Source organism: Microbulbifer salipaludis, from assembly GCF_017303155.1.
GTDB lineage: Bacteria > Pseudomonadota > Gammaproteobacteria > Pseudomonadales > Cellvibrionaceae > Microbulbifer > Microbulbifer salipaludis.
Window position 1 is genome coordinate 1,879,895 of record NZ_JAEKJR010000002.1, and the last position, 18,733, is coordinate 1,898,627.

14 protein-coding genes are annotated in these 18,733 nt (G+C 56.7%); 3 read left to right on the plus strand and 11 right to left on the minus strand.

Annotated elements, in window-relative coordinates; translation table 11 throughout:
- Window positions 1-52: 52 nt before the first annotated feature.
- The gene (gene nudC / locus JF535_RS13695) at window positions 53-874 is read right to left on the minus strand and encodes an NAD(+) diphosphatase (protein ID WP_207003079.1); all 822 of its coding nucleotides are present in this window, start codon (window positions 872-874) and stop codon (window positions 53-55) included.
- Window positions 875-927: 53 nt separating this feature from the next.
- Window positions 928-2,625: a FimL-related protein gene (locus tag JF535_RS13700; RefSeq protein WP_207003081.1), complete on the minus strand. Its 1,698-nt coding sequence runs from the start codon at window positions 2,623-2,625 to the stop codon at window positions 928-930.
- 312 nt (window positions 2,626-2,937) lie between these two features.
- Between JF535_RS13700 and nhaB the strand changes: the two genes are divergently transcribed.
- Window positions 2,938-4,470, plus strand: a complete 1,533-nt coding sequence (gene nhaB, locus JF535_RS13705) for a sodium/proton antiporter NhaB (RefSeq protein WP_207003084.1) — start codon at window positions 2,938-2,940, stop codon at window positions 4,468-4,470.
- A gap of 98 nt (window positions 4,471-4,568) precedes the next feature.
- On the opposite strand, the gene dnaQ is transcribed toward nhaB, so the two are convergent.
- From dnaQ to JF535_RS13720, 3 genes are read right to left on the minus strand one after another with little or no spacing between them, the layout of a single operon-like run.
- Entirely contained in the window at window positions 4,569-5,294 is a 726-nt protein-coding gene (dnaQ, locus tag JF535_RS13710; protein ID WP_207003085.1) for a DNA polymerase III subunit epsilon, read from the minus strand.
- 4 nt (window positions 5,295-5,298) lie between these two features.
- On the minus strand, window positions 5,299-5,736 hold the full coding sequence (gene rnhA / locus JF535_RS13715) for a ribonuclease HI (protein ID WP_207003087.1): 438 nt from the start codon (window positions 5,734-5,736) through the stop codon (window positions 5,299-5,301).
- Between the two features lie 56 nt (window positions 5,737-5,792).
- A complete protein-coding gene (locus tag JF535_RS13720) occupies window positions 5,793-6,608 on the minus strand; it encodes a class I SAM-dependent methyltransferase (RefSeq protein ID WP_207003088.1) in 816 nt (271 codons plus the stop codon).
- A 151-nt stretch (window positions 6,609-6,759) separates the two neighbouring features.
- On the opposite strand from JF535_RS13720, the gene gloB reads away from it, so the two are divergent.
- Window positions 6,760-7,518 carry a hydroxyacylglutathione hydrolase gene (gene gloB / locus JF535_RS13725; protein WP_207003091.1) on the plus strand — a complete coding sequence of 253 codons (759 nt, stop codon included), beginning with the start codon at window positions 6,760-6,762 and terminating at the stop codon, window positions 7,516-7,518.
- Window positions 7,519-7,732: 214 nt separating this feature from the next.
- Window positions 7,733-9,304, plus strand: coding sequence for a LysM peptidoglycan-binding domain-containing protein (locus tag JF535_RS13730; RefSeq protein WP_207003100.1), 1,572 nt, complete (start codon window positions 7,733-7,735; stop codon window positions 9,302-9,304).
- Window positions 9,305-9,416: 112 nt separating this feature from the next.
- Here JF535_RS13730 and JF535_RS13735 read toward each other — a convergent pair whose 3' ends face one another.
- From JF535_RS13735 to tig, 6 genes are all read right to left on the minus strand, one after another.
- Window positions 9,417-11,309, minus strand: a complete 1,893-nt coding sequence (locus tag JF535_RS13735) for a SurA N-terminal domain-containing protein (RefSeq protein WP_207003101.1) — start codon at window positions 11,307-11,309, stop codon at window positions 9,417-9,419.
- A gap of 201 nt (window positions 11,310-11,510) precedes the next feature.
- On the minus strand, window positions 11,511-11,783 hold the full coding sequence (locus tag JF535_RS13740; protein ID WP_010132873.1) for an HU family DNA-binding protein: 273 nt from the start codon (window positions 11,781-11,783) through the stop codon (window positions 11,511-11,513).
- Between the two features lie 389 nt (window positions 11,784-12,172).
- Window positions 12,173-14,578, minus strand: coding sequence for an endopeptidase La (lon, locus tag JF535_RS13745; RefSeq protein ID WP_207003102.1), 2,406 nt, complete (start codon window positions 14,576-14,578; stop codon window positions 12,173-12,175).
- Window positions 14,579-14,938: 360 nt separating this feature from the next.
- Window positions 14,939-16,225, minus strand: coding sequence for an ATP-dependent Clp protease ATP-binding subunit ClpX (gene clpX / locus JF535_RS13750; protein WP_207003103.1), 1,287 nt, complete (start codon window positions 16,223-16,225; stop codon window positions 14,939-14,941).
- 227 nt (window positions 16,226-16,452) lie between these two features.
- Window positions 16,453-17,097 carry an ATP-dependent Clp endopeptidase proteolytic subunit ClpP gene (clpP, locus tag JF535_RS13755; RefSeq protein WP_207003104.1) on the minus strand — a complete coding sequence of 215 codons (645 nt, stop codon included), beginning with the start codon at window positions 17,095-17,097 and terminating at the stop codon, window positions 16,453-16,455.
- 271 nt (window positions 17,098-17,368) lie between these two features.
- On the minus strand, window positions 17,369-18,682 hold the full coding sequence (tig, locus tag JF535_RS13760) for a trigger factor (protein ID WP_207003106.1): 1,314 nt from the start codon (window positions 18,680-18,682) through the stop codon (window positions 17,369-17,371).
- Window positions 18,683-18,733: the final 51 nt, after the last annotated feature.

An 18,733-nucleotide genomic window follows, 5' to 3' on the forward strand; every position in this document is an offset into this window, starting at 1 on the left:
TTGCCTCGTAATTTGGCGAAATTATTTGGCGGAGCTACACCGCACCCAACATTCAATCCATTTCAATAAATGTACGAATCAATTGCCCGGAAAGGGTCTGTGCCGGTGGGATATCTTCAGGCACCTGTGACCGCTTATACCACCGGGCTTCTGAGATTTCTTCTTTGTCGGGAACCAGCGTACCGCCGGTTGCCTCGACCAGAAAACCGATCATCAACTGCCCAGGGAAAGGCCAAGACTGGCTACCCACATAATGTGCCTCCCCGGTTTCAAGGCCCACCTCTTCGTAAACTTCCCGGGCCAGCGCCTGCTCGGCGTTTTCCCCCGGTTCGATAAAACCGGCCAGCGCGGTATACAGAGCCTTGCGGTGGCGGGCATGACGGGCCAACAGGCACTGGTCCCCGCGCGTGACAAGCATAATGACACAGGGGGATATACGGGGATATACCGCCAAAGAGCAGTGTTCGCACACCCGTGCGCGATCGCGCGAATGGTAGACGGTCTGGGCACCACAGCGGCCGCAGAACTGGTGATCGAGATCCCAGTTCACCACCTGTGTCGCGCGCCCTACCAGAAAGAAAAGCGACTCTTCCACGGCACCCAGCAGACTCCTTAGCCCGCGCCATTCGCAACCGGGGATATCGACCCTCATGGGTAAATGATGCACACCACAGGCACCACCGCGCCACTCACCGAGGTAGTGACTCACGCTGGTACCCTGCTCCGTAAATGGGTGGGTCGCAGGAATCTGAACAGGAAGCACGCGATGCAGCGGTCCCTGATGAGAGCACAGTACTTCGCCGCCGGAAACCACGATGTGCCAATGAAATTCCGGATGCGGTAGCACGCACCCGGCGGAACTGAAGTCTGTCATAGCAGGTTCGAATTCGCCCGATATCGAGCCCTAGACTGTATCATCGGGTGATATCAAGCAACCTCCACCGGATACCCGAGGGCTTCGAGGCTCTCTACCGCCAGATCCAGGGATTGTTGGTCGGCCTGACGGTGGAGCTTTATCTCGCCCAGGTAGTATTCCAGGCTGATGATGGCATCGGCAAAAATCTCCAGGGACTGTTCTACCGCGGGAGCCACGTTCTTTTGATCGATCACGGCATCGACAAAATGCGCGAGACGCTCAACCACGGCCGCCGCGCGCGCGAGGCCCACCACAACCAAACCACCGCGCACACTATTCAATGTGGTGGACACATTGCGAATGTGTCCGTGATCAAATCCGGAATCGGCATATGAGCCCAGCGCACGCTTGATCAGTGACAGACCGGCTTCGGCTTCTTTCAGCACCGCCAGCTCGGCCTCCGCCAGCTGACTACGCTCTGGAGCAATATCCGCCTGACCGGTCTCATCCAGCTCGATACTGCCGCTCTGGCGCAGTGCACGGATGGTGCTGTCGACGGTCAGAATCTGATTGGTCAACTGCTGCAGTGCGTTATCGGCAGCGCGGCCGCCAGTGTGTGCGCAGGTCCGGTACGCGGACAGGGAGCCCGACAGGTTTTCGCCGATGCGACGGAAGTTGAGCAGCACCAGCGTATTGGCGATTCGGCGCAGGGTGTCTACCAGCCCCCCCTCTTCATCGAGATCGGCAGCGCCCAGGGTTTCGGCATCGTCCAGCATTCGACGCACACCCGACAGCTCCTCATCCAGCGCATTGGCAACGGCGGCGATCGCCGTGGCGCCGGGCCCGCCGAGGCTTGCACGGTCGCGTTCCAGCTCCGGCTCACGATAGGGCAAAGGTTTGATACCAAAAACCTGCAACAGCCTCTCGCCCTGCTCCGAAGGACCCGCAAGCGCCAGCCAGTAGAGACATTCTTTGATCAACACAGGCGGCGCAGGCTGATCCAGCGCTGCGTCCCCCTCGCGACAGATATTGCGCAGGCGACGATCCAGCATGCTGAAGACCATCACACGCTGCCGGTTCACCAGCATTTCCCGAGACGCCATGGCGCTGATTGCGGAGCCGGCAACCGACCAGAGCTTGCCATTAGGGCGACCGGCACAGACACTGGCAATACGCTGTAAGGCGCGTGCCATCATGGTGTACGCCGGCCCGGAAGGCTTACCCTTCAGCAACGCCAGTAATCCCACCTGATACATGTGCCGGAAGCGACGCACAAAGGTCTTCAGGTCTTCGGACATAACGGCCGAGGACACGACTCCCGGCACATTCGCATCCAGGCGACAACGCAGGAACTGGCTTTCTGGCACCGGCGCTTGGGCGCGGGAGAGACGCAGGTTATTGATATAGGGAACCAGAAGTTCCGGGCGTGGAGTGGCCCGGTTCTGGACAAAATCGAGGTAACGGGTCAGCACATAGAATGCTGTACCCACGCCCTCAAGGAGCTCCTCTGGCGACTGCTGGCGGTCCTGCAGCAGATCCCCCATGGCGACCAGCATTTCCTGGGCCAAAAGCTCGGCGGCCTTTAGCTGCACCATCTGCAGTACGCCGGTGACCTGACGCAGGCCCTGAATGCTCTTTTCGAGGGAGGCCTTGTTCGCGTGGTCGGCGGCAAACTGGTCCAGGTGAGCGGCAGCCCCTTCGATACTGGCGACCAGCTCGTCTTTTACCAGGCTGACGGAGGTCAGGTTGATTTCGCGCAATTCACTCATTGCCTACACCACTGCAATTTTCTTTCTATTTATTTAGACCCAGCCCACCCGTGTACCACCGGGTGGCTTCCCTTCCCACCGCAACGAACGCGCAGCGGGATACTGTCAGGCAGAAGGGCAATTTATACCAAACCGCACGATAGTCTACCTTTCACCCCCGATTTTCTACCGAACAATCGACAAAATAGGATGACAAACCAGGTAACCGGCAAAACCAATTGAATTTTCCGGCAGAAATGGGTAGCTTCCCGCGCGCCCCGGGCCAACGGCACCGAGGCCCGCCCTACGGAGAACCAAGGAAGCATCACCGGCATGAACGCGCTCGACTACACCCATTCCACCCCAGGCGGCAGTATCGGCCGCGCTTTCAGTGCAAACTTTCTCGGTGAGGCTCCCAACTGGTACAAGTTGACCATTGCTGCTTTTTTGATCATCAACCCGATCATACTGTATACAACCTCCCCGTTTGTCACCGGCTGGGTATTGATTGGGGAGTTTATTTTCACACTCGCCATGGCGCTGAAGTGCTACCCGCTGCAACCGGGCGGGCTGCTAGCCATTGAAGCGGTATTACTGAAAATGACCAGCAGCGAATCCGTATTCCACGAAGTCAGTGAAAATATCCAGGTCATTTTGTTGCTGATGTTCATGGTCGCAGGCATCTATTTTATGAAAAGCCTGCTGCTCTATGTCTTTACCAAGCTGCTGATCAATGTCCGCTCCAAAACCACACTGTCACTGCTCTTTTGCGGTGTATCAGCCATCCTGTCGGCATTTCTCGATGCGCTGACCGTCACCGCGGTGTTGATCGCCGTGGCCATCGGCTTTTATGCCGTGTACCACAAAGTGGCCTCCAATCGGCAGGCACATCCGGAGCACGACCACTCCAGCGATGACACCGTTGTCGAATACCATCGCTCCGATCTGGACCAGTTCCGCGCGTTTCTCCGCAGCCTCATTATGCACGGTGCCGTGGGCACTGCACTGGGCGGCGTGTGCACCCTGGTGGGTGAACCGCAAAATCTGCTGATCGCGGAAAAGGCCGGCTGGGACTTCCTGGAATTTTTCCTCAACATGGCACCAGTGACGGTACCTGCCCTGGCGGCCGGGCTCATCACCTGCTTTTTTCTCGAGAAAACCGCCATCGCCGGCTACGGCGCCAAGCTGCCACACGCGGTGCGTGAGGTGCTTGCGAATTTCGCCAGAGACCAGGAACAGAAACGCAGCAAGCGCGATGTCGTGGAACTCTGGGTACAGGGCGTAGTGGCTGTCATTCTGGTGCTTTCACTCGCCTTTCACGTGGCGGAAGTCGGGATTATCGGCCTGATGATCATTGTGCTGCTCACGGCATTCAACGGCGTGATCCAAGAGGCCCGCATCGGCCACGCGTTTGAAGAAGCCCTCCCGTTCACCGCCCTGCTGGTGGTGTTTTTCGCCATCGTTGCGGTGATCCACGAACAACACCTGTTCGAACCGATTACCCACTTTGTGCTGAGCCTTGAACCCGAGCAGCAGCCTGGCATGCTGTTTTTGGCCAACGGCGTTCTCTCCATGATCAGTGATAATGTGTTCGTCGCCACCGTTTACATCAATGAAGTGAAAACCGCACTGACCGCCGGGGAAATTACCCGCGAACACTTCGACAAGCTGGCGATCGCCATCAATACCGGCACCAATCTGCCGAGTGTTGCCACGCCGAACGGCCAGGCCGCCTTCCTTTTCCTGCTCACCTCGGCACTGGCGCCGCTGATCCGCCTCTCCTATGGCCGTATGGTCATCATGGCGCTGCCCTACACTCTGGTGCTGACCGCCGTCGCGCTCTTTTGTGTGGTTTACGCCCTGTAGGAAGATACCCACTCCGCTGATTCACGAGCCGTCCCACACAACCAAAAATGGGGCCCGAATGCCCCATTGTGGTTTAGCGTCTGGCGGTTGCGCCACAGTTACCAGTAATGCTTACCTGCCGCCTTTTCCAGTAAACCGATAAACTCCGCGTGCGCCTGCTCCTCCTCGGCGCTGGCACGCAGCACCGCAAGCGGTGCACGATCGGCACTCAGACGGCGGATTGACCCAGCTTCGCTCTGCTGGGTCTCTTCCCCTTCACGCTCATCGCCACCGTTGCCAGACCCCGCCAATGCGAGATCCGTCTGGCCGCCGGTCATCAACAGGTAGACGTCGGCCAGGATCTCCGCATCCAGCAGTGCGCCGTGCAAGTCTCGCTGGGAATTGTCGACGAAATAGCGCTTGCACAGCGCATCCAGGTTGTTTTTCTGCCCCGGATGTTTTTCCCGGGCCATGGTGAGCGTATCAAGCACCCCGCAGTGTGCAGCGACGGACTGCCAACGGGGACTCCCGAGACGCTTGAGCTCGGCATCAATAAAGCCGACGTCGAACGGCGCGTTGTGTATAACCAGCTCTGCGCCGTCGCAAAAGGTCATGAAGTCATCGGCGATCTGGGAGAACACGGGCTTGTCAGCCAGGAACTCGTTGGTAATGCCGTGAACCTCGATCGCTCCGTCGTCTACTTCGCGCTCGGGATTAATATATTGATGGTAGTGCCGGCCGGTAAGCTTACGGTTGATGAGCTCCACACAACCGATCTCGATAATACGGTGGCCCGATTTTGGATCCAGACCAGTGGTTTCCGTATCGAGAACAATCTGACGCATACTATTACCCCCCAAGCTCATCGATGCCGCGGTTTGCCAACGCATCCGCCCGCTCATTACCGGGATTACCGGAATGCCCCTTTACCCAATGCCACTGCACGTCGTGATGGGCAATGGCTTCATCCAGCGCCTGCCACAGGTCTGCATTTTTAACCGGTTTCTTATTGGCGGTTTTCCAGCCGTTTCGCTTCCAGTTGTGAATCCAGCCGGTAATGCCCTGGCGCACATATTGCGAGTCCGTGTGGAGGTCCACCTGACAGCGCTGATTGAGCGCATCGAGCGCCTGGATCGCAGCCATCAGCTCCATACGATTATTCGTCGTCAAGGCTTCGCCACCACAGAGTTCTTTTTCTGCATCGCCGCTCTTCAGCAATGCCCCCCAGCCCCCGGGACCCGGATTACCCCGGCAGGCGCCGTCGGTATAGATGGTAACTTGTTTCAACACAGACTCTTGTCATTCAAACGGGATTCAGTGGGCCCGCAAACGGGGCCCGCTATTTACGGCTTCTTGTGGCGGCCGGTGTGACGGTGTTTGGCAGCGACCCGCGGGCTACTGGGAACCGCGCTCAATGCAGGTTTTTTGTCGCCGTTCCAGTTGAGCTTGATGGTGCGCATCCTGGCCACTTCTTTGCGCGCGACTATGATGTAAAAGCCCCCACAGGGCAAGTGCCAGCGGTTGCCCATACGCTCCATCCAGGCGGTCTTTGCCAGTAAGTCGGCATGCTGGAGCGGCAAGCGGAAGAACCCCCGCTCCGCGGGTGCCGCGTGCAGATCCAACAGGTGCATCCAATCCGCGATTCGTGCCGCACGCAGCTGGTTACCCCGCTGATACGCACTGGCAGAGCGAAATACACGCGACAATCCCAACAGGGAAAAAGGATTAAAGCCGATCACGACCATGTGCCCGCCAGGAATCAATACCCGCGCAGCCTCCCGCAATACTTGATGCGGGCGCGGAGAAAAATCGAGCTGGTGGTGGAGCACCGCCACATCAATAGACTCGGACGGCAGCGGCAACTGCTCAAAGTCCACCAGTGCATCACCGCCACCATCAACGCAGGGGCTCAGCCGAAACCGGTGGTTGATCCGGCTACAGGCCGCGAAGTCCACCTTGCGCGCCACACTCGCCTGCATCAGATGATAACCGAACAGCCCCTCCACCAGAGGCTGGGCAAGCGCGAGTTGCTGGGTCAGAATCTCTTGGCCCAGCGAACTCTCAAACCAGTCTCCCAGGCTGACACACGATTCTGCCAGCGAGACAACCTGATCTGCACCGCGATCGAACAGGGGTTTACGGCCCGTTTCTCTGCTCATCTGCAGCTCCTGATCCTTGATAAAGTAAACTGACGTTGCCTGTGCCAGCATGTCAATACAGCCCCCAACCACCGTGACGGGACCCGGCCTGTGTTAAGGTTGCCCAAACAAAACCAGATTCCAGACTACGTTAGGTTAGCGGGGAGTACCGATGATCACAATCCACCCGATATCGGCTTTTAGCGACAACTATATCTGGCATTTGCATCAAGATCGCGAACATTGGGTGGTAGACCCCGGAGATGCCACCCCGGTGATAGATGCTTTGGGAGAGCAGCAGCTGCAGGGCATCCTGCTCACCCACCACCACTTCGACCACACCGGCGGGGTGCAGGCCCTCAAGGAAAAGTATGACTGTGAGGTCTATGGTCCGGCGTCAATCCAGGGCGTCACTCGCCCCCTGCAGGACGGCGACCGCTTTTCCCTGTTGGGATGCGACTGCGAGGTGATCGCTGTCCCCGGACACACCCTTGATCACATCGCCCTGGTGCTCACTGAAGGCAGCACTACCCACCTGTTTTGTGGCGACACCCTGTTCGCGGCCGGCTGTGGGCGCCTGTTTGAGGGCACCCCACAACAGATGCACCAGTCGCTGTCGCGCCTGGCGGCCCTCCCTGAAGCAACCAAGGTCTACTGCGCGCACGAATACACCCTCGCCAACCTCGCCTTTGCCGCCGCCGCGGAGCCCGGCAACCCGGATATCAAGGAACGTATGGCCGCGGCACGCGCTGCGCGCGCACAAAATCACCCAACGCTACCCTCCACCATCGGAACCGAGTTGCAAACCAACCCCTTCCTGCGCACCCAGTCTCCAGAAATTCAGGCACAGGCTGCTGCGCAAGGAGGCGACACGGCAAAAACAGCTGTAGAAATATTCGCCAGTTTACGCCGCTGGAAGGACACTTTTTGACCAACTTGCATTGACCGGAACCAACCTCCATCTTTAGAATCAGACAATTGCTAATTAACGCTCATACGTATTACTCGATTACGGTGACAACAGGCCCTTCGAGCCAGCGCCGTGCCGTAACAGTGACAAAGTAGTAGTCAGCACCGTGGGTGAGCGGAACCCGCGTAGCCAGATAACAAGAGCCAACAGATAACGACAGACTGCGGATACCAGAATGGTTTATAAGAAATTTGCTGTTGCGATACTCGCAGCAGCTGTGGGGGCCTGCGCGCAAATGGAGCGTGCGCCACAGTCCGCAACCAGCTCAGAGGTTGCGCCGGGAACCGATACCACTGCGAGTAGCTTCGACGCCATCAGCCAGAACATTATGGATGCCGCTGAACCCGCGCTTCCACCAAACGATATCTGGCAGCGACTCCGACAGAGGTTTTCCCTGGACCGGGAGCTCGATCGCCCCAAAGTAAAGGATTACGTCAAGTACTTCTCGTCCAACCAGGGCTATATGGCGCGCGTAACCGAGCGTTCCCGCCGCTACATCTTCCATGTGGCCGAGCAGCTCGAGCAGTCCAATGTTCCCATGGAATTTGCCCTGCTACCGATCGTAGAAAGTGCCTACGATCCGTTCGCCTACTCCCACGCCCAAGCTTCCGGAATGTGGCAGTTCATCCCAGCGACCGGCCGGTCTTTCGGGCTACACCAGAACTGGTGGTACGACGGTCGCCGCGATGTGGTCGAATCCACCCGCGCAGCCAGTGAGTACTTCAACTACCTTTCTGCAAAATTTGATGGAGACTGGCTACTGGTGCTCGCGGCCTACAATGCCGGGGAAGGAACCGTGCGCCGCGCCATGGAGCGCAACCGCCGCAAAGGCAAGGGCACCAGCTTTTGGGACCTGAAATTACCCCGTGAGACTCAGCGCTATGTTCCCCAGCTGCTCGCCCTGGCAGAAGTGGTTGCACGATCCGATCACTACCGGGTGCCCCTGCACGACGTGGGCAACACCCCCTACTACACCGCTGTAAATGTGGGCAGCCAGATTGATCTCGCCCAGGCCGCGGAGCTCGCGGACGTAGAAATTGAAGAGCTGTACCTGCTCAACCCCGGCTATAACCGCTGGGCCACCGACCCCAATGGCAGCCATCGCCTGCTGATTCCACAGGATAAGAGCGCACGCTTTATCGCCGAGCTGGAAAAGCTGCCTCCCGAGCAGCGGGTCAGCTGGCAGCGCTACCAGGTAGCCCGGGGCGACTCCCTTTCCGTGATTGCCCGCCGCTACGAAACCACCGTTTCCGCAATCCAGCAAACCAATAAGCTACGCGGCAGTAGCATCCGTGCCGGCCAGACGCTGCTCATCCCCAGTGCTTCCGGGCCCAGCGCTCAATACGCCTACTCCATCGACCAGCGCGTACAACGCAAGCAGTCTTCCGGAAGCGGTAAGAAATCCAGCTATACCGTTCGCCCCGGCGACACCCTCTGGGGTATCGCTCGCTCGCTGGACGTAAAGGTGCGCCAGCTTGCCAGCTGGAACAGCATGGCTCCGGGAGACACGCTTCGCCCCGGTCAGAAACTGGTGGCCTACACCAAGGCCAATACGGGCAACGATACCAGCCGTACAACCCGCAAGGTTTCGTACCGAGTGCGCAATGGTGATTCGCTCTACCGTATTGCCAGAAAATTCAGCATCGACATCAGCGACATCGTCCGCTGGAATAAAATCAGCAAGAACAGTTACCTCCAGCCGGGACAGCGGCTCACACTGTTTGTGGATAGCGCGTCGAACGGTTAAAAAATAGCAGACCATTTCCGCACACAACACCATCCCAACGTCTATCGAAAGGCATAAAAAAACCGGCGAAAACGCCGGTTTTTTTATTTCTGTTGCCCTCAGCAGGGAACGATCATTCTGCCACAGCAGACAGCTCGATATCCGCCTTACTCGACAAGTAGCGTTGTACAGCGGCCAGCTCAGCGCTGCCCTGCATGGAAGCCAGCTGCTCCATCAGCGCCTCACGCTGCTCCTTACTCTGGCGAGAGAGGTCCCCCGCACGCACATCCCGGAGCTGCACCACAACGACATCACCGGTATTGAGAACGAACTGCTGCAGATTTTTCGCGCCAGGCTTGGGCGCATCCATACCGAAGACATGGTTCACCACCTCTCCGCGCGCACCGAACCCGCCCCGACGGGTTTTATCACTGGTTTCCAGAGTGAGCCCCTCTGCACTGGCGAGATCTGCCAGCGACTCGCCGGATTGAGCCTGCTCCTTAAGCGAAGCGGCCTTGCTCGCCAGCTGCTCACTGGCCTTGAGGCGTTTCAGACGCTCTACGATCTGCCCCTTCACTTCCTCCAGCGGCTTCACGCCCGCCGGCTTGTGCTCCACCACCTTCAAAACCACAGAGTGGTTTTCAGACAGATCGAGCACATCAGAGGTGTTGCCATCTTCCTTCACTTCCGGAGAAAACGCGGCCTCAATCACCTGACCCTCAGTAGTGATACCAGCACCACCCTGACGGGAGAACAGTGGCGACTTCTGCACGCGCACGCCCAGCTCTTCTGCCGGCCCGGCCAGTGATTCTGCGTTATACGCGAGGTCACCCAGGCGGCTGATAGCCCCGACGAACTCACGCTCTGCCTCGGCATTGCGCAAGCGCGCAGCAATAGCGGCCTTGCGCTCTTCAAAGCTCGGAGGCTCGGCATCCGCTACTTCAATCAGCTTGATAAAGTGTGTGCCCGCTTCTGTTTTCACCGCGCCTGACACTTCACCAACTTCAAGATTGGCCAAGGCATCTTCGAACGCTTCTGGGAAAACATCACCACTGGTGAAGCCAACATCGCCACCCTCATCGCGGGAAACGAAGTCATCGGAGTATTCTTTGGCAAGCGCGGCAAAATCAGCACCGCCGGAAAGCTTCTCCTGAACCTGATCCACTTTTTCCTGCGCTGCTTCGTCATCGCCCTCAATCAGGATATGCGCAGCATGGCGCCGGATATTCGCCTGGAAGCTTTTCACTTCCTGCTCGTATTGCGCACGCAGATCTTCTTCAGCGACATCGATATTCGCCGCAAACTGCTCGGGCGTCAGCTCGATATATTCAATGGCAACCTGCTCCGGACGCTGGAAGTCCTGCTGGTTTTCATCGTAATAGGTCTGAACCTCAGCATCAGAAAGCTGGATATCCCCCAGCAGCGGAGCCGCCGAAAGCGTCAGATAGTCAAAGTCACGCTCTTCCATGGACACAGACACGACTTCCTCTGCCTCTGCACGGGTGGCAAAAGCACTATCCGCCACGCTGCCAATGTACTGCTGCATGACCATTTCCTGCTCCAGCAGCTGGCGGAACCCTGTCGGGCTATACCCCATGCGGCGCAGGCCATTAAGGTACATCTGCTGATCGAACTGACCATTGACCTGGAAGCCCGGCATTTGCACGATTTCCCGGTCTACAGACGTCGGGCTCATGACCATGCCCCGCTCCATCGCGGCTTGCCGCATCACCGAGCTATTTACCAGCTGCTGCAAAACCGGGCCGCGAAGCTGCTCGTCTGTCAGCAGGTCTGCGGGTACGTTTTCACCATACTGGCTTTCAATCATGCTGCGACGATTTTGGATCGCTCGCTGCAGGTCGAGATTGGAAATTTTTTCGCCGTTGACTTCGGCTACCTGGTCGGCAGAACCGCCACTGGCGCCGGTGAAGAAATCAATTCCACCGATCACCATGATAAATCCAAAGAACGCAGCGACGATAATCGCAGCTGTTCCTTTCAGGTTGTCGCGCATGGACTGAAGCATATTCAGCTCCGAAATTTAACTCTATCAGTACAAATCTGGATCATTGCTTATTGTTGTTGCAGTGCGACAACGACTGTGTTGCCAGAGTCACACTGAATACGGTCGATAACCGCTGAACCAGAAAAAATTCGACTTTTCAGAAACAAAAAAGGCGCATCCAACTGATACGCCTCTTTGAAGCATTGCAGATTACAAAGCCTCTTAATTTACCGCGTCTTTCAAAGCTTTACCGGCCTTGAAATTAGGGATTTTAGCGGCGGCAATTTCAATGGGGTCGCCGGTGCGAGGATTGCGGCCGGTACGCGCAGCGCGCTCTTTGACAGCGAAAGTGCCAAAGCCAACCAGGGCAACCTGGTCACCTTTCTTCAGTGCATCGGTGATGCTGTCTACCATCGCGTCCAGCGCACGGCCAGCGGCTGCCTTCGGGATGTCGGCAGATGCGGCAATGGCTTCAATCAGTTCGGACTTGTTCACGCTATATCCCTCTGTTCTTTATCTAGGTTTCTAGGTGTGTATGTAAGGTCTGTTGCTGCCCTGTTTTTACAAGGCGCAAAGGTGCATTTTTTTGCAATTAATCTTTGATCGCCCGCGGCTCCCCGCAGCGAAACAAGCCCCGTTTTATACCAACTGCCCGTTGGTGGGTCAAGGAACCATGCGGCTTTGCGGGGAGTTGGACACTTTTGAATCACTATTGTTCAGGCAGCGTCCGCCGAGATCATTTTTTAACCTGCTATCACGCAGGCTGCGTACTCTACGCGAATTTGCGCGGTCTATTCAATGGTTTTTTCACACCGACGAGCAGCCCGGGGAATAATTCTTCCCCGGACTGATCGGTGTAATGCGGTGTAATTTCAATCCAACGATCAGTGGGTCTGGATCGATCGTTGCGAGCGCTCTTCCGCCTGCTTTTTCAGCGCAGAATACTCTTCGTCACTCAGTGGGCTGGGCATCTTTTCCAGAGCGTACTCCAAAACCTGGTCGATCCATTTCACGGGTTTGATCACCAGATCCTGCTGGATATTATCGGGAATATCCTTCAGGTCACGCTCGTTGTCCGCCGGAATCAGAACCGTCTTGATCCCCCCACGATGCGCCGCAAGCAGCTTTTCTTTTAGGCCACCGATACGCAGGACCTCACCCCGCAGGGTAATCTCCCCGGTCATGGCGACATCAGAGCGCACCGGAATGTTGGTCAACACCGACGCCAGAACCGTACACATGGCAATACCTGCCGAAGGGCCATCTTTTGGCGTAGCCCCCTCCGGCACATGGATGTGGATATCACGAGTTTCGTGGAAATCCGGGGGAATACCCAACGCCTGTGCCCGGGCGCGAACCACGGTCAAAGCCGCCTGGATCGACTCCTGCATGACGTCACCCAGAGAGCCGGTTTTGATCACGCGCCCCTTGCCGGATACCGCAGAGGATTCGATCGTCAGCAGCTCACCACCCACTTCGGTCCAGGCGAGGCCCGTTACCTGACCGATCTTGTTCTCTTCCTCGGCACGACCGTAATCGAACTTACGCACACCCAGCAACTCTTCCAGCTGTTCAGGCTTTACCACCACTTTATTGGTTGTGGCCTTACGCACATGTTCGGTGACGACTTTACGACAGATCTTTGCCATCTCCCGATCCAGGCCACGCACACCCGCCTCGCGCGTGTAGTACCGAACCACATCACGCACGGTCTCGTCGGCAAGTTCCAACTCTTCCGGCTTTAACCCGGCAGCTTTGCGCTGCTTTGGAATCAAATAGCGCTGCGCGATGTTCAATTTCTCATCCTCGGTGTAACCGGGGATGCGGATGACTTCCATCCGGTCCAGTAAGGGCCCGGGGATATTCATCGAGTTGGACGTACATACAAACATCACATCAGACAAGTCATAGTCCACTTCGAGATAGTGATCGTTAAAAGACTTGTTCTGTTCCGGGTCGAGAACTTCCAACAGTGCCGACGCAGGGTCACCGCGGTGATCCATTCCCATTTTGTCGACTTCATCCAGCAGGAACAGCGGGTTTTTGACCCCGACCTTGGAAATCTTCTGTACCAATTTGCCGGGTAGCGAACCGATATACGTGCGGCGATGGCCACGAATTTCCGCTTCATCGCGCACACCGCCGAGCGCCATACGCACATACTTGCGATTGGTGGCACGCGCAATGGATTCACCCAGCGAGGTTTTACCCACACCGGGGGGGCCTACCAGACAGAGGATGGGGCCCTTGACCTTTTTCACCCGTTTCTGCACAGCGAGGTATTCGAGGATGCGCTCTTTCACCTCTTCCAGACCGTAGTGATCCTTGTTAAGAATCTCCTCGGCCTTGATCAGGTCGTGGCGCACACGGCTGGTTTTCTTCCAAGGAACACTGAGCATCCAGTCGATATAGCTGCGCAGTACCGAAGCCTCGGCAGACATGGGCGACATCATTTTCAGCTTGGCGAGTTCCGCGCGGGTTTTCTTTTCCGCTTCGGCCGACATACCGGAATCGGCAATTTTCCGCTCAAGCTCTTCGATTTCGTTGGGCTCTTCGGTGATTTCCCCCAGCTCTTTCTGAATGGCCTTCATCTGCTCATTCAGATAGTACTCACGCTGGCTCTTCTCCATCTGCTTTTTAACGCGGCCGCGGATTCGCTTCTCCACCTGAATCAGGTCGATTTCAGAATCCATCAGGCCAAGAAGATGTTCCAGGCGCTCTTTTACACTTACCGTCTCCAGTAACTCCTGCTTCTGGGGAAGGTCCAGGGACATGTGTGCGGCAATGGTATCCGCCAGCCGCCCCGGCTCATCAATGCCCGACAGAGAGGTCATCACCTCGTTCGGCACCTTCTTACTGACGCTCACGTATTGCTCAAATTGGGACATGGCAGAGCGCACCAGCGCCTCGGATTCCGCCTCGGGGAGATCTTCGGACTCCAGCGAAGAGACACTGGCGCGGTAGTGGCCATCCCCCTCCTGAATCTCCTCGACTTTCACCCGATGCCCACCTTCAACAAGCACCTTGACGGTGCCGTCTGGTAGCTTGAGCAGCTGCAGTACGCTCGCAACAGTACCCACTCGATAGACGTCATCGGCACCAGGGTCATCCTCGGACGCCTGGCGCTGCGCCACCAGAAGCACCTGCTTATCGCTGCGCATGGCCTCTTCCAGCGCATCAATAGACTTCTCCCGCCCAACGAACAGCGGAATCACCATATGGGGATACACCACCACATCACGCAGTGGCAAAAGGGGGTATTCGTTCAAGGTCTCGGATGGCTGGTCCATAAAACTCCTCTCGGCCTTCAAGCGGCTCACGGCCACCAGTTTGGCGACTTATTCGTCATCGGGTGCATCCTGTGCCGGCTACCCGTGCGCGCCAGTTCAGTTCCTAACTTGGGGGCAAGCCTCAGAATAACAAGCCCGCCCTCGCCGGCGCAGCAAAATTAGTTTAATTCAGGGGGCACGGAGATAGTCATGGAACATGCAAATTCCGCAGCAACCATATGTCATAGCACAGAAATTTACGACAGGAGCACCCGGTTTGGATTAATGCGGGCTTTCACAGTGGGTCAAGCACAGAGCGGCAGGCACAAAAAAGCCCCGGAACCGGGGCTTTTCGGAGGTGAGCAACTTACACCGACGCGATTACTCCTCGGGAGCCGCCTTTTGGGGTTGCTCCGCCTGCTCGTACACCAGGAGCGGTGCTGACTCGCCGTTAATTACGGCCTCATCAATCACCACTTTGGCCACATTGTCCAGGCTCGGGATATCGTACATGGTTTCCAACAACACGGACTCCATGATCGACCGCAACCCGCGGGCGCCCGTTTTACGCTCCATCGCCTTGGAGGCCACAGCGTCCAGAGCATCGGGGCGGAAGTCGAGCTCCACACCCTCCATCTCAAACAGCTTCGAGTACTGCTTGGTCAGGGCATTGCGTGGCGCAGTAAGAATCTGCACCAGCGCCGCACGATCCAGCTCTTCGAGAGTGGCGGTAACCGGCAGACGCCCTACAAACTCGGGGATGAGGCCGTAGCGGACCAGATCTTCCGGTTCGAGATCCAGCAAAACTTCACCGAAGTTGCTGGCGCCGTCTTTGGATTTCACCTCTGCAGAGAAACCGATACCGCCTTTTTCGGACCGGTCGCGAATGACCTTGTCCAGGCCCGCGAAGGCACCGCCACAAATAAACAGGATATTCGAAGTATCCACCTGCAGAAATTCCTGCTGTGGATGCTTGCGGCCGCCCTGCGGGGGTACCGAGGCAACCGTACCCTCAATCAGTTTCAGCAGCGCTTGCTGCACGCCCTCACCGGATACATCGCGAGTGATCGACGGGTTATCAGATTTGCGAGAGATTTTGTCAATCTCATCGATGTACACAATCCCCTGCTGGGCTTTCTCTACATCGTAATCACACTTCTGCAGAAGCTTCTGAATGATATTTTCAACGTCTTCCCCCACATAACCTGCTTCTGTCAGGGTGGTGGCATCGGCGATGGTAAAGGGGACATTCAGCAGGCGCGCCAGGGTTTCCGCCAGCAGCGTCTTACCGCTACCGGTCGGGCCGACCAGCAGAATATTGGATTTCCCCAGTTCAACATCATCCTTGCCCTTCGCGCTCTTGCTGCTGCGCAAACGTTTGTAGTGGTTGTACACCGCTACTGCCAGCACTTTCTTGGCACGGGCCTGACCAATCACGTACTGGTCGAGGATTTCAGTAATTTCCTGGGGCGTGGGCAAGCGGGAATCGTCACCATCAACAGACTCCTGAACTTCCTCGCGAATGATATCTGTGCAGAGTTCGACGCACTCGTCGCAAATGTAAACAGATGGACCCGCGATGAGCTTGCGTACTTCCTGCTGGCTTTTGCCACAGAAGGAACAGTAAAGGAGCTTGCCGTTGTCTTCTCCGCTGTTCTGATCAGTCATCTATGTACTCCGTGGTCTGGCAGCCAGCCGAAATGCGGCGGCAAATTGGGTTCATAAGCAAGATGCGGCCTTTTGGCAGGTTTTTCAAGTTTTTTTAACCGCCCCGCTGGAAGTCGGGAAAACGGCAGTCTGGCGCTGGGGCAAAGGCCTCCCGAACCCAGAGAACAAGGCTCCGGGTTTATCCGGGTTCTTAGGCCAATGATGCCCCGTTATCGGTTTTGCGGGGTTTACTGCCCCAGAGTCTGGCGACGGGCCAAAACTTCGTCCACCAGACCGTACTCTTTTGCCTCATCCGCGCTCAGGAACCGATCCCGATCGGTATCCCGCTCAATGTCCGCGACGCTGCGGCCAGTATGATGTGCCATCAGCTCATTCAGGCGTGCGCGGATTTTCAGGATTTCCTGCGCGTGGATATGAATGTCAGACGCCTGCCCCTGGGCACCACCACTTGGCTGGTGGATCATTACCCGGGAATTTGGTGTCGCATAGCGTTTACCTTCGGCACCCGCGGTCAACAGGAATGCACCCATACTGCATGCCTGACCGATACACATGGTGCTGACGTCCGGCTTGATGAACTGCATGGTGTCGTAGATGGACATGCCCGCAGTCACCGAGCCACCCGGTGAATTAATATACAAATGGATATCTTTGTCGGGGTTTTCCGCCTCAAGGAAAAGGAGCTGAGCAACAACCAGGTTGGCCATGTGATCTTCCACCGGCCCCACCAAGAAAATAACGCGCTCTTTCAGGAGGCGAGAGTAAATATCAAAAGAACGCTCCCCTCTCGCGGTCTGCTCTACCACCATCGGTACCAGGCCGCCGGTGGCGAGAATTTCTTTGTTGTTCAGGGAATTATCAATATATGCCATGGATACGGTGCTTCCTTTTTCGGCGTACAGGCGACTACAAAACGGGCGTGCTCAAAAAAGGCACAACCCTGAAAAATATGGTCATTCTGAGCTTAACTGCTCAGCGAAGATAAAGCCAGTTGGGAGCAGCGAGATCAGAATGGGAAAGATCGGCAAGAAGGTGAGAGAAAACTGGTAGCCCTGAGCGGCGACTCATCGGGAGAACATCGCCGTGCCAGAAAAATGTACTGGCGAATAAAAAACGGCCACCCTAGGTGGCCGTTTTCTGCAATCAAGCCTGTTTTTGCGGCTTGATTACGTCGTCGTAGGTGCTTTCCACTTCGCTGACCTTGGCCTTGTCCAGCACAAAGTCTACGACCTGGTCTTCGAGAACTACAGACTCAACACCCGCGAGCAGCTCGCGATTGTTGAAGTAGTATTCGACGACTTCTTCAGGCTGCTGATAAGTAGACGCCAGCTCTTCCACCTTCGCTTTTACACGATCAGCGTCCACAGCCAGTTTGTTTTCCTTCACGATCTCGCCAACAACCAGGCCGAGAACAACACGGCGCTTGGCCTGATCTTCAAACATGGTGTCCGGCAGCATTTTCGCCGCGTCTTCCGGATTGATCTGGCCGCCAAACTGCTGAACCATCTGGCCACGCAGGGTCTGAACTTCACCCTGTACCAGTGCCGCCGGAATTTCTACCTGATGCTTTTCGAACAGCTGGTCCATAACCTGGGTCTTGACCTTGTTCAGGGCGGCGTTTTTCAGTTCGCGCTCCATGTTGCCACGGACTTCTTCGCGGAACTTTTCTTCGCCACCCTCTTCAACACCATAACCTGCGAAGAACTCATCGTTCAGCTCAGGCAGCTCGGGCTTCTCGGAAGCGGTCACCTTGATAGTGAACACCGCTTCAGCGCCCGCCAGGTTTTCCGCCTGGTAGTCTTCCGGGAAGGTAACGGTTACTTCCTTTTCCTCGCCAGGCTTCATGCCGATGATGCCATCTTCGAAGCCGGGAATCATGCTGCCAGAGCCCAGCACCAGCTGCTGACCTTCTGCCTTGCCACCCTCGAACTCCTCGCCGTCTTTACGGCCAACGAAGTCGATGGTTACACGGTCGCCCTTCTGGGCTTTGCGCTTGGTTTCTTTCCAACCAGACTGCTGCTTGCGCAGCACGTCGATCATGTTGTCTACGTCGGCGTCAGTCACTTCTGCTTTCGGACGCTCAACCTCAACTTCAGACAGGTCAGTCAGGATCACTTCCGGGTACACTTCGAAAGTGGCCACGTATTCCAGGTTCTCACCCGGGGTCACGTTTTTTGCTTCAATGCTCGGCTGTCCAGCCGGCTTGACCTGCTCTTTCTGAACCGCTTCGTAGAAAGAACGGCTCATCACTTCACCCAGGACTTCCTGACGCACACCGGCACCAAAACGCTGGCGTACCACTTTCATCGGCACCTTGCCCTTGCGGAAGCCGTTGATGCGCACGGTCTTGGACGCTTGCTGAAGGCGCTTGTCAACTTCCTTATCGACGACTTCTGCCGGCAAATTGACCGTTAAGCGACGCTCCAGACCGGAAGTTGTTTCAATGGAAACCTGCATGATAATCCTCGTGAGACTTTTCTCTTCACAGATACCGGGCTACGGGAGGCC